Annotated in this window: 31 protein-coding genes and 1 pseudogene; 14 read left to right on the top strand and 18 right to left on the bottom strand. The window is 49.5% G+C overall.

Annotated elements, in window-relative coordinates; genetic code table 11:
• The first annotated feature begins 18 nt into the window (after positions 1 to 18).
• The 11 genes from B7992_RS09535 (at position 19) to B7992_RS09500 (ending at position 3,847) form a co-directional block, all read left to right on the top strand.
• A complete protein-coding gene (locus B7992_RS09535; protein ID WP_088666147.1) occupies positions 19 to 432 on the top strand; it encodes a hypothetical protein in 414 nt (137 codons plus the stop codon).
• Positions 433 to 505: 73 nt separating this feature from the next.
• Positions 506 to 745: a hypothetical protein gene (locus tag B7992_RS09530; RefSeq protein WP_073225015.1), complete on the top strand. Its 240-nt coding sequence runs from the start codon at positions 506 to 508 to the stop codon at positions 743 to 745.
• A 30-nt stretch (positions 746 to 775) separates the two neighbouring features.
• A complete protein-coding gene (locus B7992_RS09525) occupies positions 776 to 1,153 on the top strand; it encodes a hypothetical protein (RefSeq protein ID WP_088666146.1) in 378 nt (125 codons plus the stop codon).
• 9 nt (positions 1,154 to 1,162) lie between these two features.
• Positions 1,163 to 1,336, top strand: a complete 174-nt coding sequence (locus tag B7992_RS16345) for a DUF4314 domain-containing protein (protein WP_141100428.1) — start codon at positions 1,163 to 1,165, stop codon at positions 1,334 to 1,336.
• Entirely contained in the window at positions 1,333 to 1,746 is a 414-nt protein-coding gene (locus tag B7992_RS09520; protein ID WP_088666145.1) for a hypothetical protein, read from the top strand. Before B7992_RS16345 ends, B7992_RS09520 begins: the two co-directional genes overlap by 4 nt.
• 30 nt (positions 1,747 to 1,776) lie before the next feature.
• Complete coding sequence (locus B7992_RS09515; protein ID WP_088666144.1) at positions 1,777 to 2,055, top strand: hypothetical protein; 279 nt, start codon at positions 1,777 to 1,779, stop codon at positions 2,053 to 2,055.
• Positions 2,056 to 2,068: 13 nt separating this feature from the next.
• Complete coding sequence (locus tag B7992_RS16675) at positions 2,069 to 2,224, top strand: hypothetical protein (protein WP_159433303.1); 156 nt, start codon at positions 2,069 to 2,071, stop codon at positions 2,222 to 2,224.
• A 96-nt stretch (positions 2,225 to 2,320) separates the two neighbouring features.
• Entirely contained in the window at positions 2,321 to 2,476 is a 156-nt protein-coding gene (locus tag B7992_RS16670) for a hypothetical protein (protein ID WP_176421903.1), read from the top strand.
• 10 nt (positions 2,477 to 2,486) lie between these two features.
• Positions 2,487 to 2,747, top strand: a complete 261-nt coding sequence (locus B7992_RS09510; protein WP_088666143.1) for a hypothetical protein — start codon at positions 2,487 to 2,489, stop codon at positions 2,745 to 2,747.
• Positions 2,748 to 2,764: 17 nt separating this feature from the next.
• Entirely contained in the window at positions 2,765 to 3,094 is a 330-nt protein-coding gene (locus tag B7992_RS09505; RefSeq protein ID WP_088666142.1) for a hypothetical protein, read from the top strand.
• Between the two features lie 51 nt (positions 3,095 to 3,145).
• Complete coding sequence (locus B7992_RS09500; RefSeq protein WP_141100427.1) at positions 3,146 to 3,847, top strand: hypothetical protein; 702 nt, start codon at positions 3,146 to 3,148, stop codon at positions 3,845 to 3,847.
• Here B7992_RS09500 and B7992_RS09495 read toward each other — a convergent pair.
• The 5 genes from B7992_RS09495 to B7992_RS09475 are packed head-to-tail and all read right to left on the bottom strand — an operon-like array spanning position 3,842 to position 9,792.
• Positions 3,842 to 6,496 (bottom strand): phage minor head protein, encoded by a 2,655-nt coding sequence (locus B7992_RS09495; protein ID WP_088666140.1) that lies wholly within the window; start codon positions 6,494 to 6,496, stop codon positions 3,842 to 3,844. The two genes, B7992_RS09500 and B7992_RS09495, sit on opposite strands and share 6 nt — an antisense overlap.
• Before the next feature lie 4 nt (positions 6,497 to 6,500).
• The gene (locus B7992_RS09490; RefSeq protein ID WP_088666139.1) at positions 6,501 to 7,739 is read right to left on the bottom strand and encodes a phage portal protein; all 1,239 of its coding nucleotides are present in this window, start codon (positions 7,737 to 7,739) and stop codon (positions 6,501 to 6,503) included.
• A gap of 15 nt (positions 7,740 to 7,754) precedes the next feature.
• A complete protein-coding gene (terL, locus tag B7992_RS09485; protein ID WP_088666138.1) occupies positions 7,755 to 9,089 on the bottom strand; it encodes a phage terminase large subunit in 1,335 nt (444 codons plus the stop codon).
• A 43-nt stretch (positions 9,090 to 9,132) separates the two neighbouring features.
• The gene (locus tag B7992_RS09480) at positions 9,133 to 9,585 is read right to left on the bottom strand and encodes a hypothetical protein (protein WP_088666137.1); all 453 of its coding nucleotides are present in this window, start codon (positions 9,583 to 9,585) and stop codon (positions 9,133 to 9,135) included.
• A 3-nt stretch (positions 9,586 to 9,588) separates the two neighbouring features.
• Complete coding sequence (locus B7992_RS09475) at positions 9,589 to 9,792, bottom strand: helix-turn-helix domain-containing protein (protein WP_073224990.1); 204 nt, start codon at positions 9,790 to 9,792, stop codon at positions 9,589 to 9,591.
• Between the two features lie 39 nt (positions 9,793 to 9,831).
• On the opposite strand from B7992_RS09475, the gene B7992_RS09470 reads away from it, so the two are divergent.
• Entirely contained in the window at positions 9,832 to 10,383 is a 552-nt protein-coding gene (locus B7992_RS09470) for a hypothetical protein (protein WP_073224989.1), read from the top strand.
• On the opposite strand, the gene folE is transcribed toward B7992_RS09470, so the two are convergent.
• From folE to B7992_RS09440, 6 genes are read right to left on the bottom strand one after another with little or no spacing between them, the layout of a single operon-like run.
• The gene (gene folE, locus B7992_RS09465) at positions 10,347 to 10,907 is read right to left on the bottom strand and encodes a GTP cyclohydrolase I (protein WP_088666173.1); all 561 of its coding nucleotides are present in this window, start codon (positions 10,905 to 10,907) and stop codon (positions 10,347 to 10,349) included. The two genes, B7992_RS09470 and folE, sit on opposite strands and share 37 nt — an antisense overlap.
• Positions 10,888 to 11,229, bottom strand: a complete 342-nt coding sequence (gene queD / locus B7992_RS09460; RefSeq protein ID WP_073224988.1) for a 6-carboxytetrahydropterin synthase QueD — start codon at positions 11,227 to 11,229, stop codon at positions 10,888 to 10,890. Before queD ends, folE begins: the two co-directional genes overlap by 20 nt.
• Positions 11,229 to 11,798, bottom strand: coding sequence for a 7-carboxy-7-deazaguanine synthase QueE (locus tag B7992_RS09455; RefSeq protein WP_088666136.1), 570 nt, complete (start codon positions 11,796 to 11,798; stop codon positions 11,229 to 11,231). Before B7992_RS09455 ends, queD begins: the two co-directional genes overlap by 1 nt.
• The gene (gene queC, locus B7992_RS09450) at positions 11,791 to 12,459 is read right to left on the bottom strand and encodes a 7-cyano-7-deazaguanine synthase QueC (protein WP_088666135.1); all 669 of its coding nucleotides are present in this window, start codon (positions 12,457 to 12,459) and stop codon (positions 11,791 to 11,793) included. The genes B7992_RS09455 and queC overlap by 8 nt, the downstream gene beginning before the upstream one ends.
• Positions 12,440 to 13,180: a hypothetical protein gene (locus B7992_RS09445; RefSeq protein ID WP_073224980.1), complete on the bottom strand. Its 741-nt coding sequence runs from the start codon at positions 13,178 to 13,180 to the stop codon at positions 12,440 to 12,442. Before B7992_RS09445 ends, queC begins: the two co-directional genes overlap by 20 nt.
• Positions 13,180 to 13,650, bottom strand: coding sequence for a ParB N-terminal domain-containing protein (locus B7992_RS09440; protein WP_073224970.1), 471 nt, complete (start codon positions 13,648 to 13,650; stop codon positions 13,180 to 13,182). The genes B7992_RS09445 and B7992_RS09440 overlap by 1 nt, the downstream gene beginning before the upstream one ends.
• A 211-nt stretch (positions 13,651 to 13,861) precedes the next feature.
• On the opposite strand from B7992_RS09440, the gene B7992_RS16665 reads away from it, so the two are divergent.
• Together B7992_RS16665 and B7992_RS09430 are read left to right on the top strand one after the other, a co-directional pair.
• On the top strand, positions 13,862 to 14,026 hold the full coding sequence (locus B7992_RS16665; protein ID WP_176421902.1) for a hypothetical protein: 165 nt from the start codon (positions 13,862 to 13,864) through the stop codon (positions 14,024 to 14,026).
• 259 nt (positions 14,027 to 14,285) lie between these two features.
• Positions 14,286 to 15,263 carry a hypothetical protein gene (locus B7992_RS09430; protein ID WP_141100425.1) on the top strand — a complete coding sequence of 326 codons (978 nt, stop codon included), beginning with the start codon at positions 14,286 to 14,288 and terminating at the stop codon, positions 15,261 to 15,263.
• An 87-nt stretch (positions 15,264 to 15,350) separates the two neighbouring features.
• On the opposite strand, the gene B7992_RS09425 is transcribed toward B7992_RS09430, so the two are convergent.
• The 7 genes and pseudogenes from B7992_RS09425 to B7992_RS16660 all read right to left on the bottom strand — a co-directional run.
• Positions 15,351 to 15,749 carry a D-Ala-D-Ala carboxypeptidase family metallohydrolase gene (locus tag B7992_RS09425; RefSeq protein WP_176421901.1) on the bottom strand — a complete coding sequence of 133 codons (399 nt, stop codon included), beginning with the start codon at positions 15,747 to 15,749 and terminating at the stop codon, positions 15,351 to 15,353.
• The gene (locus B7992_RS09420; protein WP_176421900.1) at positions 15,746 to 16,201 is read right to left on the bottom strand and encodes a DUF1353 domain-containing protein; all 456 of its coding nucleotides are present in this window, start codon (positions 16,199 to 16,201) and stop codon (positions 15,746 to 15,748) included. The genes B7992_RS09425 and B7992_RS09420 overlap by 4 nt, the downstream gene beginning before the upstream one ends.
• Positions 16,198 to 16,458, bottom strand: a complete 261-nt coding sequence (locus B7992_RS09415; RefSeq protein ID WP_088666130.1) for a hypothetical protein — start codon at positions 16,456 to 16,458, stop codon at positions 16,198 to 16,200. The genes B7992_RS09420 and B7992_RS09415 overlap by 4 nt, the downstream gene beginning before the upstream one ends.
• 9 nt (positions 16,459 to 16,467) lie before the next feature.
• On the bottom strand, positions 16,468 to 17,247 hold the full coding sequence (locus tag B7992_RS09410) for a hypothetical protein (protein WP_088666129.1): 780 nt from the start codon (positions 17,245 to 17,247) through the stop codon (positions 16,468 to 16,470).
• Between the two features lie 15 nt (positions 17,248 to 17,262).
• Complete coding sequence (locus B7992_RS09405) at positions 17,263 to 18,330, bottom strand: hypothetical protein (protein WP_088666128.1); 1,068 nt, start codon at positions 18,328 to 18,330, stop codon at positions 17,263 to 17,265.
• Between the two features lie 9 nt (positions 18,331 to 18,339).
• Positions 18,340 to 18,960 carry a DUF2612 domain-containing protein gene (locus tag B7992_RS09400; RefSeq protein WP_088666127.1) on the bottom strand — a complete coding sequence of 207 codons (621 nt, stop codon included), beginning with the start codon at positions 18,958 to 18,960 and terminating at the stop codon, positions 18,340 to 18,342.
• Positions 18,960 to 19,936: pseudogene (locus tag B7992_RS16660) on the bottom strand (hypothetical protein); the annotation flags it as partial. The gene B7992_RS09400 and the pseudogene B7992_RS16660, both read right to left, overlap by 1 nt.

Below are 19,936 nucleotides of genomic sequence, written 5' to 3'. Positions count from 1 at the left end.
TATAAAGGACACCGAACCATGAGCTACAATTACCGCGACGCCATCAAAGAAGATTGTGAAACCGCTATCAAGGAATACCTGGAATACCATAAGGATGAAGTGAAGGGAATGTCTAAGGAAACGCTGACTGAAAAGTTCCATGACGCGTTCTGGATTGACGATTCCGTCACAGGCAATGCTTCCGGTTCCTATACCTTTTCCTCCTATGAAGCGGAACAGAATCTTGCTGGTAACTGGGACCTGCTTGGCGAAGCCATGAGCGAGTTCTGTTGCGAGTGTGACGCCATCGCGAAGGGCGCCGAATGGGCTGACGTGACGATCCGTTGCTATTTGCTGGACGAGGGAATTGAAAAGGCCATGGAGGAACTGGAGGAACTGATCGACAGCGCGATTGAGGAATCCGAAGAAGAACCGGAGGAATCCGAGGCCTAGTTCAAGGCTGTTCAGATTCCTCCTTTTTTATTACTTGAAAAACCTAATCAAGTTAGGTATTTTTAAACAGGGAATGAAAATGGAAATTGAAGAAGTCAAGAAGGTGCTGCTCAAGGCGCTCTGGGGTTATGAGCAAAAATCGGTGGAACTTCGCAAGACCGCCGAAAACAGCTCCAGCGCGGAGTATCGCAAGTACCAGCGTGAGCTTTTGAGTGCCGTAGCGGTCCAGAAACAGACTGTAATCGAGATCGCGGCCGCATTTGGACTCAAGGCTGAATGGCAGGCGCGAGAATCCTGCTGGACCATCAAATAATCACCACCAAAATTTAAGGGACACCGAATTATGAAAATCAAGGCATTTCTTATTGACGTGATTGGCGGAAACAGCCGCGTCGTTGAAATCGAGAACAAGCTGGAGGACTATTATCGCGAGCTTCACTGTGAACTGATTGACATCCAGTCGCGCAAGGTCGGCAAGAGGGTATTCGACATTATCTGTGATGATGAGGGGCTGATGAAGGAAGATAACAAGATCAGCGCCATCGACAACCTGGGCGCGCCTATGTTTGTGGGCAACCTTCTTGTGGTGAACTGCAAGGATGGCGTAGAAACCGGACTTGAGGATGATGAAATCGAATACGTTCGCGAGCGAGTCCAGAAGCTCTGTACCCGTAACTTTCCGGAAGGCTATGAAATGCTGACCCAGGTGGAATACTGCTAGGAGGCGACCATGGTAAAAGTTGGAGACATTATCAAGATCATTGAAATGCTTGGCGAACCGCGTTATACGGGAAAGACAGGCGTCGTGGAACACATCGACAGCCTGGGCCAGCTGCATGGAAGCTGGGGTGGGCTGGCTGTTCAGCCCGAGAACGATCGCTTCGAGGTTATAGGCCACAAATGACAGACCAGCTGGATTTCTTTTCGATACTTGACCGCGTAGAAATCCCCAACAGTGCAAAGCCATGGTGTAAATCGTGGCTTTGCGCCCTTACGAACGATGTGGGCGTCTATGTGACGAATGTTCACACCTATACGAAGGGCGAGGGCTACATGGCCTATTTGGAGCTTAAATGCGCGCTTCTCTATCCCTATGTCTATTACGCCTGCAGCTTGCAGAACCGCACGGCTGGACGTGGCTCTCCCTTGACCCAGGACCCGGAATGCTGCTTTACGGTGTTCGACAATCTGGATCAGATAGAGGCCAAGGTGACGGACTATCTGGAGAAATGTTCCTCCGGCTATGAGCTGAAACCTGGCTGGATAAAGTCTGTGGTTGCCGATATGTTGAAGGACATTCAGCAACAGTCTTAAAATGCTATCTTGACACAAAAGGAAAAATCAATGTTTGAAGATTTCTGTACCTATTACAAGGGCGAGGAAAACTGTCCCTTCGAGGCGGGGAAGGGTCATGCAGGCAAGTTCTGGGTGGCTGAAAATTTCGTCTGCAAGGAATATGCCCGGACTGTTGAAAAGCAGACGGAGCTGGACTTCTTTAGGATGGTCTGCGCCTATATCGCGAAGTGGGCGCCCTATCAGTTTGTAGAACTGATTCGTGAGTACCTCAAGAACTCCAAGGCAAGCGAGGAAATTCGCTCGAACGTCAGCAAGCTCTATTTCTAACGGTGAGGCCCAAATGACAGCTGGAGAACTTATCAAGGAACTGCAGAAGTTTCCGTCGGACTGGGTTGTTCTTTCACAGAATGGAAATGGCGATTATCGCCAGGTCGAAAAACTGGAAAAGGACGACAATTATGACGATCTGCTGATTGTCGCTGGCGACAGGGAATAGAGATTTAAATCCATAGACAGTTCTTCAAGGCTCCAAGATTGCACAAATCTTGGAGTTTTTGTTATCTTGAAATAGAATCCTATAGGGAAGCTGATTATGAATGACTTGAAAAAACTGATGGAAAAGTACGAAGTTCCTTGCAAGGTTGTTAAGACTGAAAAGAAGGAAGTCGATTTGAATCCGCAACGAAAGAAGCCCGTGGACTGTGATTACGTTGATCCGTCAGGTTTTCCTATCTGGGATAATGACTAATTGACGAATTATGAACTATAAAGACCTTGCTGCCTCTGTTGAATTGACTGAATACTGCATGACCCATGATTATTCGATTACATGGTGTCGCTGGTTGGATAACATCATCTTTACCAGGTATTCCGATGGATCGGAGTTTACGCCCAAGGCAGGCGCCACCGCAGCAAAGATTTTCAAGGTTGTTCAGGAGGTTAGGGGAAACAGTTCTCTCGATCCTTTGATTGGCTTTCTGGAACCTGTGAAACCCGCTTCATTGGATATAATTCTTTAGAAGCTGTTGGACTTTTTATGCAATGCCTTGAAAATTCCCTAAAAATCTTTGCCAAAACGGGCGCCGACATTGATTTGGAAACAGCGATGGCGCGCCTTTCGAACTTGACGCGCGACTATTACCGGGAAAAGAAATATCCTGGAAAAAGTGAAATTCGTGTTTTGGCAAAAACCTTTGTCAAAGATTTGAAAATTGGGAAATGGCCTAATGTCTTGCAGGGTGAGTTCAATGATAACTTTCGCAACAAGACGAAAGCCTTCCTGGAAAAGATTCATGGTGATGCCCACAAGGCTGCGGAAGCAATGCTGAAACAGTGCAAGGAAACTGTAGATAAGAATATTCGATAATTTTATATATTCAAAATAGCGAATATGTTTATTGTTGAGAAAAGGATAAATATGACTCTTGAAACTGTTGAACTACCCAAAAATACTTTTAACGATATTGTTAATGATGCTTTAGAAAAATTATGCAATCCAACTATGCGCATTAAAGTGAAAAAAAGCGTAATAGGCAATGAAAAAGGTGAGCTTCCGAAGGAAGTTCCTTCTACAAGCGGAATTTATTCCATTTGGGTGGATGATGAGCTAATGTATATTGGTGAAGCCGGGAAAACCCTTAAGCTAACAGGTCGGTTGAAACAACATTTAGTAAAGTGTCATGAAAAAACTCAGTCTAAATTAGAACTGGTTAAGGACGCTTCTCAAAATGGTCATGAAATAAGCATTTCGTTCATTCATGTGGAACCAGAACCTTTTAGGCTTGCGTTGGAAGACGAACTTATCAGGAGAAAGACCGATGTTAAGCAAGCACCATGGAATCAAAAAAGTGCCAGTAAAGGTGAAATGCAGAAGTGGATTGTTTTCCAAGTTAAAAATTATATAAAGGACTTTTGCAAACAGCTGAATCAACCTGATTTAGCAAAAGGGAAAACTGGTATATTGAAAGATGTGTTGTATTCCGCGTTTGTTATAAATTTTGGAAATTCTCCAGATTATGATTCAATTATCGAAGGATTGTTGAAAAAGGAAAAAATTGTGAATAATGGCGATAGTTATGATGTTCCAAAAAGAAAAATCGTTAGGAAGAAAAAACTATAATTTTTCCAGTTTTCCGTTTTTGACGTAATAAACCTCGGCACCTATGCTCTGCCATTTCTTAGCCACCTGTAAATGGGTGGCTCTACTTTTATCAGTCAAGTCATAGGGATAGGTAAGCGATTCCACGCAGTCAATGGTGACGTCGCCATGGAACTGGAGTTCCAGGTAGCTTGAAATGTTGTTGCTGCGGAACTTTGCCATGTTGGAGGTGTCAGTTCCCAGTTTGGGTAACTTTTTCTCGTACATATCGTCATAGGATACAGCCTTCGGATCGGTGACGAGGCTGGGCTGGTAAGTTTCGCCGAGGCTGTCGCCAGCAGTCCAGGTGCAGACGACCTTATCCTTCTTGAAACGAACTGTGACATTTCCGTACTGCGTGGCCGGATTGTGGGACTTGAACTCGCGAAGTTTGTCGTGGTCCAGCAGGTTTCCGTATTTTTCGTACTGGCCGATCTTGAGCTGATTTGCCCTGTCGGTGGAACCAAGGCCAAAAAGGTTATGGGCGGCGCCCAAACGCGCGTGAGACTGTTTGATTGAACCGTCTGCGTTTAGACTTGGACCACAATAACCGCCGGAGCTTCCTGTTTCGAAAGTGTTCTTGAAATGGCTGGTAAGAACCTTTTCCAGGATGTCGTCGTCGATATGCATTCCCAGGTCATGCTGCTGGAAAAGCATCTTCATGTTGGCTTCGATTTCCTTGGCGTACTTCTTTGTGTCCGAACCGTACTTTCTGGATTTTTCATACTTGGCGATGGCGTCGTCCAGATGTTCAAGCGTCTTGGGGAGGTTTGCTCCCATGGTTGCCTTGAGTTCCGGCAGGGTTACATTCCCGAACGGGACGCCCCCAGCTGTTCCACTCTTGATCTTCTTCAAGCGTTCGCGAAGTTCCTTGGCTTCGATTTCCGCCTTTCTGGTTTCGGCCTTCTTCAACAGCTGTTGAAGCTCCGTTCTTGCTGCGGCGTCACCCTTTGCAATCGCGGCGTCCATATCCTCCGCCAGCTTCTTGATGATCCCGGATTTCGGATGCTTGGCAAGAAAGTCCTTGATTTCGTCCACGCGTTGAATGTCGGATTCCCATAGGATTTTCTGTTCCACCTCGCGAAGCGCCTTCTTATAGGCGTCCTGTGCGACCTTCCAGCTGGAATACTTCTTATGGTCCTCCACCCACTTGATTTCAAATTCAAGGTCATGCTTTCGGCTGGAAAGGGAACGGGGCATCCCGTCGAGTTTCTTCTTGACGGAATCATTGACTAGAATGGCTGTGTCATAGTCGAAATCCCTGGCGACCTGGATCGGGTCCTCAAGGTAGGTACAGGCCTTGAGCTTCTTGAGGGATTCCTCCAGTTTGGCGCTCTGGGCCTCCATTTCGCTGTAGGCGCTTTTGCCGCCCTTCTGCAGGGCTTTTTCCAGTTCGTCCTTACCGGACAATCCATGAAGCCCGTTTGCTTCCTGTAACAGCTTGTGCGCCTCTGTACGGATGGATGTTCTGCGTTCCAGCTCCTTCCGGATGGCGTTTTCCTGTGAAATAGTCCTTTTTTCATGCCTTTTCTGGGCAATTTCGGCAATTCTGCGCCTGCGGAGTCTTTCCTCCCAGCGGTTTTGGATATCCGCGATCTGCTGTGGTGTCCTTTCGTGGCGTTTTTCTGCGGCCTGGATGAGCCTTTGCCTGGATAACAGCGATTCCTGCTCCATTTTAAGCGCCTGCAGCTGTTTTTCCTGCTGGGCGATAGTCTGTTCCATCTTTTCCAGCTGGGCGCTCGTAGCCTCGTTTGCGCCCTGCTGCGGAGTCTCTGGCTGTTCCGCCTGTCTGACCTGGTATTTTCCGTCGATTTCCGGCTCCCAGGCGACCATGCTGCAACGGCATTGGAAGTCCTCTCCGGGGGTTCCATGGTACATTTCCGAGGTTCTTGGATGCTCCACAAGTCCTTCGGGAGTTTCCTCATAATAGACGTCCGGATTTTCGACGCTGCAGATCAAGCCGTTCATGAGGGCGTGGGAATCACGCTCGCGCCCGTCCAGCGTTGTCATCCACATATAGTAGCGGATGCCCAGTTTCTTGTAGGTGGAAAGGTTGGCTGCTGAATTGAGCTTTCCCATTTCCGTTCTGGCGATCAGCTCCGCGCGATGCTTTGTCTCCATCGGCAATTCCCTGCGAATTGCAGATTCAAGTTGCGATTTGCTCCAGCCCTTCATCCTCGCGTCGGTGGCGAGCCTGGATATCTTTGCCTTGGCGTCGGTTTCGGCACTTATGCAGAGCTGTTGGAAATTTGCCTTCCATGCGTCAAAGATGGACTTTTCCGCTTCCGGGGGGAAGTAGGGCTGGCCCACAAGCATTTTGGAATATTCGCTGAAATTCCAGCCCGTCTTTACTCCGACGGCATCGGCTAGGCTTGACACCTTCTTTACAAATTCCGGGGACAGTTCAGCTTTCGCTTTCGCAAGATCGTCAAGGTCGTCAACGAAGCCCATGAGGGCGAGCTGGATATTCTGTTCCAGCGCCCTTGCAAATTCCTCGCGGGTAGCCTTTTGAAGGTCGGCCTCGATGGCGCTGGGATAGAACTGGTGGGCGCTAAAGACGGGCCTGCGTCCACGCTTCTTCTGTCCGATGCGTTCCACGTTCCTTACGAAATTGAGAAAGCTGCTTGCCATTCTGCTAGTCCTCTACGGTTACTTCCCAGGAGTGACCGTTGTGAAAGATGCTCTCGCGGATGCTGTCTGCGTCTATGGCTCCCATCTGGTAATAGATATTGAGGGTTTCCGCCTGGAGCTTCTTTGCCTCCAGCTGTTCCTTTAGGCTCATGACAGAAACTGGTCCCCATTCGAACTCGCTACAGCTTGCGTTGCAGTTCCTGTGGGCAAGTTCAGAAATGAGCCTTGCTGACGGACGGTAGATATAGCGGGAACGCCAGCTTTCCACCAGTTCGCCATAGGCCTTTGTGTCGCCCTCGTTGGTCTGGGCGAGGCCAGTGGCGCTCTGTCCGAAAAGGATGCTCATGGGGATTCTTGAATCCGCGCTGACCATGTTCATCGCCTTCTGCAGGACTTCGGGCAAACCTGTGAAGTTGTGGCTTAAAATCTCGAACTTGTCATTTGCGCCGCTGAAAACGCCCCGGAACGAACTCATGGATAGCTTGACGAGGCTAATAAGCTCCTGTGCGTCGCGGATGCCGCAGTCCGGCTTGGAGAGCATTTCGTTGAAGTTCTCCAGGCTGAAAAGCATGACGCCCGTCTCCGTCGCCATGTTGACGATGCTTGCCATGACGTTGGCGAGGTTCTTTAGGCTCTGTTCGCTGGCCTTCAAGGCGGGTGTTCCGAAGAACCGTTCCCGCAGGGAGACTCCACGAAGGACGTCCGGGGCCTTCTTGCCATAAATGACAGTACATCTTTGGGGGTGGATTTCGCGCCTTTCACCGTCCAGAAGGGTGACTCGGAAAACTTTCGGGGAATCACCCTCGAAGTCGCTGGATTGAAGATCGACTGTCCCTGCGCTATAGACGCGGTACTGTCTCACCTTGGCGCTGGACGTTGGGGGTGCAGCCAGGGACTGCAAATCGTCATTCTCGTATTCCGTGACGATGATTGCGCCTCCAGTCAAACGCTGATATTCGCCAGCGACCTGCAGGGCTTCGATGAGGCCAAGGGAGAAACATTCCTTGAGGACTGTTCCATCTTCGTCTCCGATGATGGAAATGTCATGCTTGAAGGCTGTTTCCGGAACACATTCCACGATCCGGGCTGCAATTCCGTCCTGCACCTTCATTTTCGCCAGTTCGTAGAGGTCGCTTCCTCCGTAGGGCTTTGCGAAGGTGTTTTCGCCCTTATCCATCTGGGCGTGACCCATTCCTGTGACGAAATTGCCGTAGGCACCGTCCTGAATCTTGCTTTTTTCCATGAGTTGATTTCCTTTTTAGATGAAGCTGACCATGCCGGAGCCTGTCCCGGTCGATAGGTAGTTGAGGGCTTGCGTGGTAGAGTCCACGCGGTCGTCATGCGGGGCTGTGGGGAAGGAGACCAGTTCCTCGACGTAGTCGCGAACCCAGGGGTGTTCCGCATCCTGTTTGGGGATGAATACGTTCCCAGCCTCGAAAAGGGGGCTGACAGCGAAGGCTCGCGCCTCCTTTGACCCCTGCGGCGTGTAGGGGACGATCCCGCTGATCTGGTTTTTCAATGCGCTTATGATTGCGGGGCCGTTGGCCTTGTCCTCTATGATTTTTTTCAATGCCTTGGGATGCTTGACCGTGATTCTTTGCAGGGCGCGGATGCTGGAGACGAAATCCATCTTCTCGCAGACGCAGTCGATGAGGTAGAAGCGCGAGCCGACCTTTCCCCAGACGGTTCCTGCTACATTGTCGCTTGAGGCGCTGTCCGTGAACGTGAAATCCCAGCTTTGGATAATCTTGTCGAATACCTTCGGCAGAATCTCGTATTCCTGCAGCCATTCGCGCTTGATGATGCTTCCGCCGACGGGTGCGGGGTGCTGCTGGTAAAGGGCGTTCCAGTCATAGCTTCCCACGTTCGCCTTGATCTTCTCAAGCATTTCGACGGGGTATCTTTCCGGATGGAGGGCTTCTCCGATTCTACGGTGAGGCTCGTCAATTTCAGCGATTGCGGGATAGTTTATGATGGTCCACTGGTCTCCATCGCCCCGCTTCATGGCGTTGAGCAGGCGTCCAGCCAAGTCGTCCTCATGCCATCTGGTAAGCGTCACCAGAACGCCACCGCCCGGGGAAAGACGTGTGTAGGCTGTAGATGTGTACCAGTCCCAGACCCTGTCGCGGATCGTGATGCTGTTCGCTTCCTGTCTGTCCTTCAACGGGTCGTCAATGCCGAGAATGTCACAGCCCATGCCCGTGATGCCGCCCCCGATACCAGTGCTTCGGAAACTTCCGATGTGGTTCGGTATTTCCAGCAGGTTTGCGGAACGGGTGAACCTGCTTCCGCGCGGGGGGAGGGAAACGTTTGGGAAGATTCTATGGAACTCGCTTGAGTCCATGATCCTCTGGACGTCCTTATTGACTCGCTTTGAAAGGCTGTCGCTATAGCTGCAGGCGATGAAGGAAATGTTCGGATTTACGCCAAAGCACCAGGCTGGAAAGTGCTTGGAGACAAGCTGGCTCTTGCCATGTCGCGGAGGCATGGTTAGAATGAGTCGAGGGCTCTTGCGTTCCATGACGTCCACGAAGAACCCCATGAGACGGGCGCAGATTTCCCTATGTACCCAGCCGATGCTGTACGTCGGCATGGTCGCCTTCACGAAGGCGAGAAGATTGCTCCTTGCAAGTCTTTCAATCTGTGGAGTCGTTTTCGTAGATGCCCAGTTCCCTGGCCTGCCTTCTGATTTCTCCCAGTTCCTCCGGCGTGGGGATTTCCCCGTTGGAGTCTATCGTTATCGCATCGGGACAGTCAACCATCCTGTCGAGCATTTTTCGCTTTGCGCGGGTGAGCTTGGTTGCCTCCGTCTCCTCGGCTATGTCAAAGACAAAACGAGCCGCCTTGATGTTTCCGGAAAGGGCCATGCCGCTCATGACTGAAAGAATTGCTGCACGTATCTGGATCGGCTTGTCAACCTGGATTCCGATGTTCCGCAGCGATTCCTTGAGCTTCCCTTCACCCAGCGTAAACTTTGTGCCAAGTACATTTCTCGCGACGTCGCGAGCCTCCTTGGCCTTCTGCTTGCTCCTGGACGCGGCAAGGCCTCCCAGCTTGCCGAGCTGTCTCATATCTACTGGCTCGTTCATACATTAGTCGTTTCTCAAGTCCTTCCACCAGCGCAGAAAATCGGGCCAGTAGATTGTAATGCGTCCACGCTTGCAGCTGCGGCGTACGGGCATCCCGCGCGTCTTTATCCAGTCATAGACGGTGAAAGGGTTGAAGCCGATCTTCTTTGCGACCTCCTTGACTGTGAGGTAGTCGTTTTTTTGTTTTGTTTGGTCTATGTTAGCCATCGGCTCCCCGGAAGAAATGATTTTTTATATACGGTTTCCATGGCTATTACCACATTTGAAGATTTGAAGAAAAGGTTCGACACACTCAAGGCGCTGAACGAGAGGAAGGTTGTCGCCGGATGGCTGGATTCCAATGGAACGGCAAGAAAGGCGAAGCAGAACCTGGACTACCGCAAGAAAACGGGCAAGAGGACTGCTGCGCTTCGCGAGCCTCCCTCCAATGCGCTTATAGCAAGAACGCTCAACTACGGAAGAAAGGCCGGGACGACCCTTGAGGGCGTCCATTACAGCGCCATTCCCGCGCGTCCGTTCCTGCGCTTCGCCATGGAGAGGTACAGGGCCTTGATGCCAAAGATCGAACAGAAGTATATCCCCCTTGTGATAGCTGGAAAGTTCGATGTTGATGCCCTATGCCTTGAGCTGGGCGTAAGATTGAAGGACTGCATCACGCTCGCCATGCGCGACAGCGCAAGATACGAGGCGTTGCATGAGGCTACGCTTATCGCGCGACGCAGGGAGAAGAACGACAGTCCGACGCCCCTCATCGACACTCATCAGCTGATTGATTCGGTGACGTTCGAGGTCAAGTGATTGCGGAAAACTCCGCTGGAATGAACAGTCCGAGTCACCATGGAGACGTTCTTTGCGCCTCTTGCTGTGACACAGGCGTGCTTTCCTTCGATGCTCACTTCGACGTCCTCTGAACCAGTCGCGAGGTGAATGACCTCGGCAATGTCGCTTCCTATCTTTTCCTGGAGCTGGAGACGCTTTCCCACCATTTCCGCGATACGGGCGAACTTGGAAAGTCCGAGAACCTTGCCATGGGGAATGTAGCGGATGGAAACCTTCATGTCATACATGAGCGCCAGATGATGCTCACAGTGGCTGAAAATCGTTATATCGTCAACCTTGACAATCTGCCCGTCCGTCTTTTGCTTGAAGCACTTGCCGAACTTCCTTGCAATCTGTTCGTTGGTATAGTTCTGGCCTTCGAACATTTCCGCATAATAGTCCGCAACGCGGCGGGGCGTCTCCCGAAGCCCCTCGCGATTAGGATTGTCATTGAGCGCCTGGAGAAGCTGTCTTACCAGGCTCTCAATTTTCTTCTTCTCGATCATATTCCGCGATGTTTCCTTCGCTTTCCTGTACGACGACGCGATAGCAGAACGGCACCTGTTCGCAAATCCATCTTGCGATGTTTTCCGCAGTAGGATTGAACGGGACTACATCATTGATGTAGGCGTGGTCCAGCTTCTCGGAAATGCTCTGCTTGATCTGCTTGAAATCCACGACCATTCCCTGGGCGTTCAGGGTCTTGCTCTTGCAACAGACCGTAATAATCCAGTTGTGTCCGTGGAGGCCGTTGCACTTGCTTTCGTAGGGTAATTCCAGACGGTGCGCGCCTGCGATTTCAAAACGCTTGCTTACCTTGAACATTATTCGATTCCTATGAACTTGTGCCATTGAAGTGAAAGAATCCAGCCCGGATTCTGCTTGACCAGCTCAATACAGTGGTCAAGATTCTCGCGAACAAGATTGTCGCCTTCAAAACAGGGGGAAAGGCACATTCTTCTCGCTGTCTTGCATGGGGTAGGTAACGGTTCGCCAGCCTTTATGACGAAACGAAGCTCGTCGATATTGTCCGGCACGATCCTGCTTGTCTTGGGGCTGCAAACGATGTAGTCAATCCCTGCGGGAACGGGCTTTGTGCCGTTCGTCTCGATGGACTTGTACCAGCCTTCGAAGGCCTTGATAAGTTCCGCGTCAAGCTGGAGCGTCGGCTCGCCTCCGCAGAAGGAGACGCTTCGGCAATTTCCGCCAACTTCCTTCGCCTTTGCGATAATCTGTTCCGCGGTCATTTCCGTGAACGTTTCATGATCCGTATCGCAGAAGGGACATTTCATGTTGCATCCGCTGAAACGCACAAAGACCTGTGGCGTTCCTACGCGCTTGCCTTCGCCCTGGATGCTGAAAAAGATTGTGTTTATCCTGTAGGTCCTAGCCATTTTCGCAGCCTCCCAGATTCAAAGCGCGTTCGCGCTGTTTGCAGCTGTCGCACTTTCCACAATGGCGGTCTCCATTGTTGTAGCAGCTCCAGGTGTTCTTTTCATAGTCGATTCCGATCTTGCGCCCTGCCTTGACGATTTCAGCCTTTTCCATCATGGAGAAGGGGGCGCGGATTCGGACGTTGAAGGCTGGGCTTGTGCCAAGGTTTGCAGCCTTCTCGAATGCCTTGATGAAGGGAAGGGTGTCGTCATAGTATTGACCGCTTGCAAGCCCGTTGAAGCCTCCGTAGATTTCGCCTATGCCGTTCACTTCCGCGAACATGACCGCGTAAGAGAGCAGGATTCCGTTCCTGAACTCCACATAGCTTGTGGGTATGGAGGAATCTATCTGCTTGAAGTCCCTGTTTACGCTGATCTTCGTCTTGGAAATCAGAGAACACTTGCTTCCGGCAAACCCCAGGTCGATGGAGATAATCTTGTAGGGCTGTTTCAGTCGCTTCGCGTTCTGCGCGGCATAGGCGATTTCCTTGGATAATGTCTGCTTGTAGTCGAAAATGAGGCAGAAAACCTTCTTGCCCTGTTTCGTAAGCTGTTCCAGAACAGTCGTGCTGTCAATCCCGCCGGATAGCAGCAGCACCGCATCACATTTTGATTTTTGCATATTGCATTGCCTTGAACCATTGTTGTTTGTTGTGGAATCCAAGAGTTTTCTTGTCCTTCTTGAATTTCTTTGGCAGATGGATGTTCTTCATGACTCCATCCTGAAAGAGGAAGCAGTTTCCGTACCTTTCGCCGAGGCTCCAGGTGCTTGAATCGCTGCTGAAAAAGTGGAACTTGCGCAAAAGGGGCCAGTTCGTACAGCCCAGCGCGTGAACCTTCGTGTTGTACTTCGCCGCAGTTTCCAGGAAGAAGTGGAGGGGCTTCCAGTCATTGGCCTTTAGCCATTTGCTAGAATCCGTGAATCCAGAGAGCGAGAGCGCGACGTAGGAAAAGTTCTGGACCATATCAAGCCAGCCTTCCTTCTTGCGTCCAAGATGCCAGACGGGGATGCTCTGCTTGCCTGTGGCCCGTTCTATGCGGTTTCGGATTTCCTTGACCTTCTCGTAGCCCACGATTTCGTCGATATCCATTTCGATATAGTTGTCGATATGCTCGCACTTGATCCAGTCGATATAGGCGTCGATGTACTTGTCGTCAATCTTCTTTCCACTCGCCATGGCTGTGAAGGCGCCACTATCCGCGATGAAGTGGTTAAATTCACGAACGTCGTTGCCCATGAGCGACGACTTGTATTCAAAGGACGTAAGGATATTGAGTTCCTTCTTGGGGAACTTTGTGTAGAAATCGCCTACGAGTCCATCTGTTGCCATGTGGAGAAGCATTATTTCTCGAAGCTCTTTCCGCAGTGGGGGCAGGTGATGGTCTTTGGCTTCTTTTCCGGATTTTCCTCGTTGGTGAGGAAACTGTCAAAGTCCACGTCCTCGCTGGGGTTGAAGCCAAACTGTTCCACGTCAAAGGCGATCTCGTTGAGAAAGGAAAGTTCCTCGTTGAGCTTCGTGAAATCCCATCCGCTTGCTTCCGCCACCTTATTGTCGGCAAGTCGGAAGGCCTTGACCTGGTTTGGGGTGAGATCGTCCGCCATGATGCAGGGGATTTTCTCCATTTCTAGCTGCTGGGCCGCGAGGTAGCGGGTATGACCGCAGACGATTACATTTTCGCGGTCGATGATGATGGGAACCTTGAAGCCGAAATTCTTGATGCTGGCGACAACCTTTTCAATCGCCATCTCATTGTTGCGGGGGTTATTCTCGTATGGCTTTATGTCCGAAATTGGAACTTCTTTTATATCCATAAAAATTGAATCCTATGCAATTTGAATTAAATATAATGCAATAATAATTGTTTGTAAATAAAATTATTTGCATAGAAGTCAAATTTTTGTGGGTTTACACTCAAAAAAAGAAAACCTAACTTTAGTTAGGTTTTTGAATGGGGCAGAACTCATTTATAAATCAAATGACTATTGACTATCCTTTGACTATCGAAAAATATCGGAGAAACAGATGCCTGCTAAATGTCCCTGCTGTGGAGCGATCTTGACGGATGCACAGGTGCGATCCATTCATTCCCAGATGATAGGGAGCCGCCCAAAGCCATCCTCCGCAGAAAACGGAAAGAAGGGCGGCAGACCGAAGGGGTCAAAGAACAAGCCCAAGGGAAATGCATAAAAAAGCCTCGTTCCAGGTGGAGCGAGGATTTTTTTGTCAATTTTTAGTTTTTCCTTAAAAAATTCAAAAAAAACTTGACTTTGTTTTTTTTTGTTTATATTACTCCTAGTTAGATATAGTTATCTTCAATGCAAGAGGAGTAAATATGAGTTTTATTTGTAAGAAATGTGGACAGGGCGGATATCCCACTCTTAGAAGCCTGCTGGATACTCCCTGCGCCAGGGGTGATTATCACGAGCCTGTTTAGTTTGAGTTTTTTATGACAAATTACTATGGATATAGAATCAATACTTCAAGACGTGACTTTTTTAAGAAAGAGTTAATTGAGCATAAACGCCTTCGTCAAGGTTGGGGTTATGATCCTGGCCAAGATTTAAGAAGTATGACTGTAAACGAGGGGGCAGCTCGTAATAAAAGCATGTTTAAGGTTAAACAAGGCGATGTTCTGTTGGTTCCAGGCCTTTGCTCTCCAGATACTGTGGCGATTGTTCGGGCGACTGAGGATTTTGCTAAGGGATATCGTTTTGAAATTGACCCTAAAGAGGGGGACTATGGTCATATTTTTCCTGCGGAGTTTGTCACAGAATTTCGACGTCATAATCCTCTTGTAGGTTCACTCAAGGCTTCTTTACGAACTCCCATGCGTTTTTGGGGACTCAATGATTTTGCGGACGTCATAGAAAGAATGATCGAAGCGCCCAAAGAATCTTTATTGAGCGTAAAAGATTATTACGACCGTTATGATGATGTTGAAGAATCTGTTTTTGACGCTTTTTCTGATGAAATAAAGGATAAACTGTATGTTAATATGAACTCCCAGTTTTCTGAATCAGAATGGGAATTTGCATTGGTTCGTGGATTGCAGAAGTTATACCCTCATTACAAGGTACTTCGTGTTGGTGGTAAGGCGGAAAAAGAGCATGGCGCTGACATAATTATTAAAATTCCATCACCACTCACTTATGATGAATCTTATTATATCATAGCAATTCAAGTCAAGGATTACAGCAATTCTGTAGGTTTCGGTCCTATTGATCAAGTTTTAAAAGCAGATAACTATCAAGAATGGCATAACGAGCAAAACAAATTGTTGGAGAAGTGGGTAATCCTTACCAAATGTCAGAAAAATCTGAACCTAGAATTTGTGCAGTATGCAGCGTCTAAAAATGTAAAAGTCATATGGGGTGAAGACTTAAAAGAGTTGCTTTATATAATTGCAATGAAGGGTAGTTTATAGTTTTTTGAAAAAAATGAAAAATCCGCCATTTCTGGTGGATTTTCTATATCACTTGAACAGTTTCTGTCCTCTGGGTGTTCCAACAGTCTAGCCGACATGAATGAACCTAATGGTCGAGGATTTGTCCCCGGCCTTTTTGTTATACATAATCAACTGGTCAATCTGCATTTCTTCTATCTTGCTTTCCAGAAGGGAATAAAGATCGCGATTGTCGCCCTCGTTTCCGGAATAGGCGCAAATATCCGCTGCAAGCGCCTGCAAGTGCATCGAAGTCTTTGATCCGTCCACAGCTTCATTTACCAGCCTGGAACGGTACACGCTGTTTACGCGGATAGCACGTCCAAACAGGTTTCTTACAGTTTGAAGCCTCTTGGCTGTTTCCAGAACATTTTCCAGCTGCTCAAGGGTTGAGGGAAAATTTGGGAGACCTGTATTTGTGACTAGCATTTCTGCCAGCGTGAAGTTCTTTATTTCCTTGGCGATCATACTTTCTCCATCGTGACAAGTTTTGAACATTTGAGGTTATCGTCACCCCAGTGCAGACAGGCGAACCATTCCAGCGCCTTATCGGCACAGCCAGCCTTGAATCGGCTTATTCCGGAAATACGGAGGATGCCTCGGAAGATGCTGTCGCATTGCTCCCGCGTGAAAACGTCAAAGCCTTTGTTTCCGTAAAGTGCATCGTGAATGATGCCTGCCCAGTTGTAGATTCTGTTGTTATCGTCCCAGCTAGGCAAGAACCATTGGAAAATCTTGGGAACACTTAAACCGTCGCATTTATAGTCTGGCTTGAACTTGAATATGACCTTGTATTCCTTTCCTTCCAGCGTGTACGAAACGCAGACTTTCGTTGCGATTTGCAGCAAATAGCAATCACGTTTCTTTAGCCAGCAGGTCGGAGGGGCCTCGATTGCCGTTACATGGAGTTCCAGTTTCACTTGTGACCCGCCCTTATTTCTCCGATAAGCTGGTTCAATGATTCGTTCATCCTGTCGATCTTGCTGTCGAGACTCTTGAAATTGGAATCCCCATCATCAAGGCGTTTGTCGTTATGCTTCATGCGTTCCTCGAGAACAGCAAATCTTTCGTCGATGCCTTTCTTTGCCGAGGCGACCTTGCTGTCGGAATGAAGCGCCTTCACGACAGCGCCTATGGCGGTGGCTACCGCGCCTACGTCAAGTCCTGTTATTTCCATGGTTGCTCCCTACGGAATGACGTAGCCACGCCAGCTGACCTGTGGACTTCTGGAACCGCTGAAATTGGTATCGCCCTCCAGCTTTAGATAGAGGTTGCTGTATTCACCCGGCTTTCCAAAGGAATACCTTCCGACGATTCTTCCGTAATGCCATTCCTGGTCGGTATAGCCCGAAAAGTCGAAGGAATCCACAAGATTGTTGTTCTTGTCGAACAGTTTTATTACCGCATGGGAAAGCGGGTAGGTGGAGATATTCTTGAAGCCAACAGTGAAATCAAAAAATCCTCGATAGGTCACTGGGTTGATTGTGGTAATATCGGCAAGAACGGTTTCGGAGGTTCCGCCACCGCTGATGGTGACGCCCTTGCTTCCCTTGTTTACGGAAAAGTCGATGTTGTCTCCGCTGACGTTCCAAATCTTGTCAGAAGTGATTGCGCTATTTGCAATCTTGTCTCCCGTGACAGCGTTGTCCTTTAGCATTGCCGTGGTGATTCGATTGTCGCGAATTGTTGTGGAAAGCTGTTTGCCTCCTCGCGTATCAATGACAGAAAACCAGATATCGCCATGACGATGCTCCGGGCTGTCCGACAGGGAAAATTTCTGTTCAAGGGGGGCTGGGTATTCATCCTCGGAATTGACGATTACCTTGGCACAATGCAGCTGCAGTCTGGAAAGTTTGAGCTTGCGGTCGCGATCGCTTCCACTTCCATGGACGATGTAGATGAGGTCGTTTTCGGAAAGTTCGCCAGCGTCCAACAGTTCCAAAAGGGTTGTAATATTTTCTGCCATTATGAAGTCTCCTTGCTACACGTCGGAAGCGCCAAAGGAAATGAATGGAATCTTTGCGGCTGTGTTGAAAGAACCGTTGATGGGGTCCATGAAGTCAACGCTGTTGCCGAGGGTTGATTCCAGGTTCTGACGGAGGTCAAAATCGTAGAGGTAGTTCGCGTTCTCGCGATCCTTTGCCGCGAGCTGTACGCCGATAGACCAAACTTGGACTATGTAGCGGGTGTTTCGCTTGATCTTGAGCGTTCCCTGCGATGTTTCTCTCATGTCAAAAGAACAGAGCTGCGTCCCGCTGGTAAAATCCTTGCCGACGTGGCGCAGACCTGTATGGCCTAGCAGATTACCCCTTGTGTCAAAGACCCCGATGCAGAGGCAGGCCCAGTCAAGGACGCTTCCAGCAAGAGCGATGGTGCATTTGGTGATTGACCCCTGGGCGTCCGAAATTCTCATGCACTGGTAAATTTTAGCGTTGCAATAGCTGTAGGAACGGAACTCGTTATCGCCCCATTCCAGTTCCTCGAAGCCATCTTGAAGCCCGTAGGCGCCATAGTTGTTTGTGTTGCTGTCAATCTCGCTTTCCGGCATTGTGGTGAGCTTCGGGTCACTTTCTCCCGTCAAGTTCAGTCCGATGCGTAAAGTGCCGTTCATGGGCGTAAGCGTGATTTCGTCCGCGTCGGAAACGAGAATGTCTTTCAGGAAGCCAGCGACAGAATCCTCGTCGATGGAAACCTTATGGTCGCCGGAAGTAGAAACATCATCTTCCCAATGGATGCCGTTTGGACCGCCAATCTTGAGAACCTTCATGTCCTGGATTCCGGGAACGTCAATTTTGGGTACTAGGTAGCCAGCGACAACTCCGCCGACATTCAGCTGGATAACGGTCGGTGTTCGGACTGTGTTCACGCTTACGTCCCCATGGACGGTGGGGGCGTAGGTGCTGGAGGAATAAGTCGCCAGCGAGGCGAACTGTGCGACCGGAACCTTGAAAGTCTTTCCGTCAATGCTTACGGGAACGTAGCCCTGCGCCTTGATCTCCGCGAGGGTGCTTTCTTCCAGCTCTAAAATCTTGACATTTTCTTCCGTCATTTTCTGTTCCTATAGGATGATGTGCCTGCCATCTTCCGTTAGCAGGGGCAATCCCTGTTCGCTTGAGAGGTATCCGTTGTCGATGATGTTCTTGTCCTGTGCGACAGCGAGAATGAGCTTGTGGGGCTGTTCCACCGTTGCGAGCGCCTTTCCGGAAGTCAGTCTGAATGAAGCTCCGGGTAAGCCAAGGACGCCTGCAGGCGCCAACGAGGCGACAGTCTTGCGACTTAACTGTTTTCCCTTGGGTGTATAGACGAAAAAGACGCCATCAACCTCGTCAAGGTATTGCGGGTTTCTGTCCTTTGATAGGTCTGCCGCATTCTGGATGATGTTCTGGGGCGTTCCCGCGGTACTCTGCTTGAAAAGGATTTTCAGCCTGTCGCGGTAGCTTTTGTCACTTTCGCCATCATCGCGCGGCAGGTTTCGCAGTTTTCCGATAATATCAAGCCAGTTCCCGTCCGCTTCTTCGATATTCGCGAAGTTCGCAAGTCTGTAGGAGCTGTCCTCGATGTCCTGAAAACAGTCGGTCACCTTCTCTATCATGGAGAGAAGGTTGGTGGATTCCTTGTACTGGGTGATTACAAGGCTTTGCAGCTTTTTCCAGAGATTGTCTATATGTTGGAGAGCCATTATCCCTCCAGCGTTACGGAAACGTCCTCTGCAGCGATTGTGACCGTCGTGTCGTCGCTGACGGGGATTCTGCTGCTGGACCAGTTCTCGGAATAGACTTGTGCGACCTGGACCGTGATTGCATCCACGCCTGTGATTCCGCTGTAGATCGGGACGCACATTCTCTGCGGGATGATATCCTTTCCGCTGGTAAATTCACTTGAAGCCCAGTTTGAAATGAGCTGCTGGATTTTTTCAGCATAGTCTGTGGGTAGGGCTTCCTCATCATATTGCGTGATGGAAACCTTGACCTTGTAGGCGATGCCCTTGATGAACTGGAAACAGACCTTGTGAAGGAAACCTGCCGCATCCCTGGCAATGCCGAAGCGGTCGCCTGTTCCCTTGATTCCAGCAGGCTTACAGTTCCAAATCTTCTGGGCTATATAGCTTTCCACGCTGTTTTCGCGCGTGGCATCCTCAAGAATGGAAATCCAGTCCTTGTCCGTCTGATCAATCATGTCGGTTGAAAAGCTGGAAGGGACATAGATGGCGAAATGGTGGGGAGGAATACCTTCGGTTTCCACGTCCTCGCAGTTTTCCTTGAGGGAGACGCTGGCTGTGATGTTTTCGCGAAGGTAGGTCAGCATCCCGTTTGGAGTAGCCAAGCCCTCAAAGGTCGCCTGTTCAATTCTTTCACGCAGCGATTCGTCGCTTTCGCCTTCGTTTCGCGTAAGTCCCGCGATGGAGGCAAGCATATCCAGGAATGCACCTGTGGCTGTTGAAACGTCGATGTTTGCACCTACAGTCTGGATCGCCTGGGCGAGTTCCGTGTACATATAGGCGAGAAGGTCCACCAGCATCCCATCGGGTGCGCTGGGGTCAAGGTTAATGCCTGCGCCAAAGACTTCCATGAACGCCTTGGCTATGGCCTGGCGGATTTCACGAAAGCTCTTGATGGAAATTCCGGAATTGCTGTCGATTGCGACTGCGCCTATTG

Origin of the sequence: Fibrobacter sp. UWH1 (genome assembly GCF_002210365.1) — a bacterium.
Classification (GTDB): domain Bacteria; phylum Fibrobacterota; class Fibrobacteria; order Fibrobacterales; family Fibrobacteraceae; genus Fibrobacter.
The sequence above is the reverse complement of the archived record's forward strand: the minus strand, read 5'-3'. Positions and strand labels throughout refer to the sequence as shown.

Bases quoted from the DNA above. Each gene is read 5' to 3' on its own strand.
- B7992_RS09535 (WP_088666147.1), top strand. From the start codon at position 19: ATGAGCTACAATTACCGCGACGCCATCAAAGAAGATTGTGAAACCGCT.
- B7992_RS09530 (WP_073225015.1), top strand. From the start codon at position 506: ATGAAAATGGAAATTGAAGAAGTCAAGAAGGTGCTGCTCAAGGCGCTC.
- B7992_RS09525 (WP_088666146.1), top strand. From the start codon at position 776: ATGAAAATCAAGGCATTTCTTATTGACGTGATTGGCGGAAACAGCCGC.
- B7992_RS16345 (WP_141100428.1), top strand. From the start codon at position 1,163: ATGGTAAAAGTTGGAGACATTATCAAGATCATTGAAATGCTTGGCGAA.
- B7992_RS09520 (WP_088666145.1), top strand. From the start codon at position 1,333: ATGACAGACCAGCTGGATTTCTTTTCGATACTTGACCGCGTAGAAATC.
- B7992_RS09515 (WP_088666144.1), top strand. From the start codon at position 1,777: ATGTTTGAAGATTTCTGTACCTATTACAAGGGCGAGGAAAACTGTCCC.
- B7992_RS16675 (WP_159433303.1), top strand. From the start codon at position 2,069: ATGACAGCTGGAGAACTTATCAAGGAACTGCAGAAGTTTCCGTCGGAC.
- B7992_RS16670 (WP_176421903.1), top strand. From the start codon at position 2,321: ATGAATGACTTGAAAAAACTGATGGAAAAGTACGAAGTTCCTTGCAAG.
- B7992_RS09510 (WP_088666143.1), top strand. From the start codon at position 2,487: ATGAACTATAAAGACCTTGCTGCCTCTGTTGAATTGACTGAATACTGC.
- B7992_RS09505 (WP_088666142.1), top strand. From the start codon at position 2,765: ATGCAATGCCTTGAAAATTCCCTAAAAATCTTTGCCAAAACGGGCGCC.
- B7992_RS09500 (WP_141100427.1), top strand. From the start codon at position 3,146: ATGACTCTTGAAACTGTTGAACTACCCAAAAATACTTTTAACGATATT.
- B7992_RS09495 (WP_088666140.1), bottom strand. From the start codon at position 6,496: ATGGCAAGCAGCTTTCTCAATTTCGTAAGGAACGTGGAACGCATCGGA.
- B7992_RS09490 (WP_088666139.1), bottom strand. From the start codon at position 7,739: ATGGAAAAAAGCAAGATTCAGGACGGTGCCTACGGCAATTTCGTCACA.
- terL (WP_088666138.1), bottom strand. From the start codon at position 9,089: ATGCCGACGTACAGCATCGGCTGGGTACATAGGGAAATCTGCGCCCGT.
- B7992_RS09480 (WP_088666137.1), bottom strand. From the start codon at position 9,585: ATGAACGAGCCAGTAGATATGAGACAGCTCGGCAAGCTGGGAGGCCTT.
- B7992_RS09475 (WP_073224990.1), bottom strand. From the start codon at position 9,792: ATGGCTAACATAGACCAAACAAAACAAAAAAACGACTACCTCACAGTC.
- B7992_RS09470 (WP_073224989.1), top strand. From the start codon at position 9,832: ATGGCTATTACCACATTTGAAGATTTGAAGAAAAGGTTCGACACACTC.
- queD (WP_073224988.1), bottom strand. From the start codon at position 11,229: ATGTTCAAGGTAAGCAAGCGTTTTGAAATCGCAGGCGCGCACCGTCTG.
- B7992_RS09455 (WP_088666136.1), bottom strand. From the start codon at position 11,798: ATGGCTAGGACCTACAGGATAAACACAATCTTTTTCAGCATCCAGGGC.
- queC (WP_088666135.1), bottom strand. From the start codon at position 12,459: ATGCAAAAATCAAAATGTGATGCGGTGCTGCTGCTATCCGGCGGGATT.
- B7992_RS09445 (WP_073224980.1), bottom strand. From the start codon at position 13,180: ATGCTTCTCCACATGGCAACAGATGGACTCGTAGGCGATTTCTACACA.
- B7992_RS09440 (WP_073224970.1), bottom strand. From the start codon at position 13,650: ATGGATATAAAAGAAGTTCCAATTTCGGACATAAAGCCATACGAGAAT.
- B7992_RS16665 (WP_176421902.1), top strand. From the start codon at position 13,862: ATGCCTGCTAAATGTCCCTGCTGTGGAGCGATCTTGACGGATGCACAG.
- B7992_RS09430 (WP_141100425.1), top strand. From the start codon at position 14,286: ATGACAAATTACTATGGATATAGAATCAATACTTCAAGACGTGACTTT.
- B7992_RS09425 (WP_176421901.1), bottom strand. From the start codon at position 15,749: ATGATCGCCAAGGAAATAAAGAACTTCACGCTGGCAGAAATGCTAGTC.
- B7992_RS09415 (WP_088666130.1), bottom strand. From the start codon at position 16,458: ATGGAAATAACAGGACTTGACGTAGGCGCGGTAGCCACCGCCATAGGC.
- B7992_RS09410 (WP_088666129.1), bottom strand. From the start codon at position 17,247: ATGGCAGAAAATATTACAACCCTTTTGGAACTGTTGGACGCTGGCGAA.
- B7992_RS09405 (WP_088666128.1), bottom strand. From the start codon at position 18,330: ATGACGGAAGAAAATGTCAAGATTTTAGAGCTGGAAGAAAGCACCCTC.
- B7992_RS09400 (WP_088666127.1), bottom strand. From the start codon at position 18,960: ATGGCTCTCCAACATATAGACAATCTCTGGAAAAAGCTGCAAAGCCTT.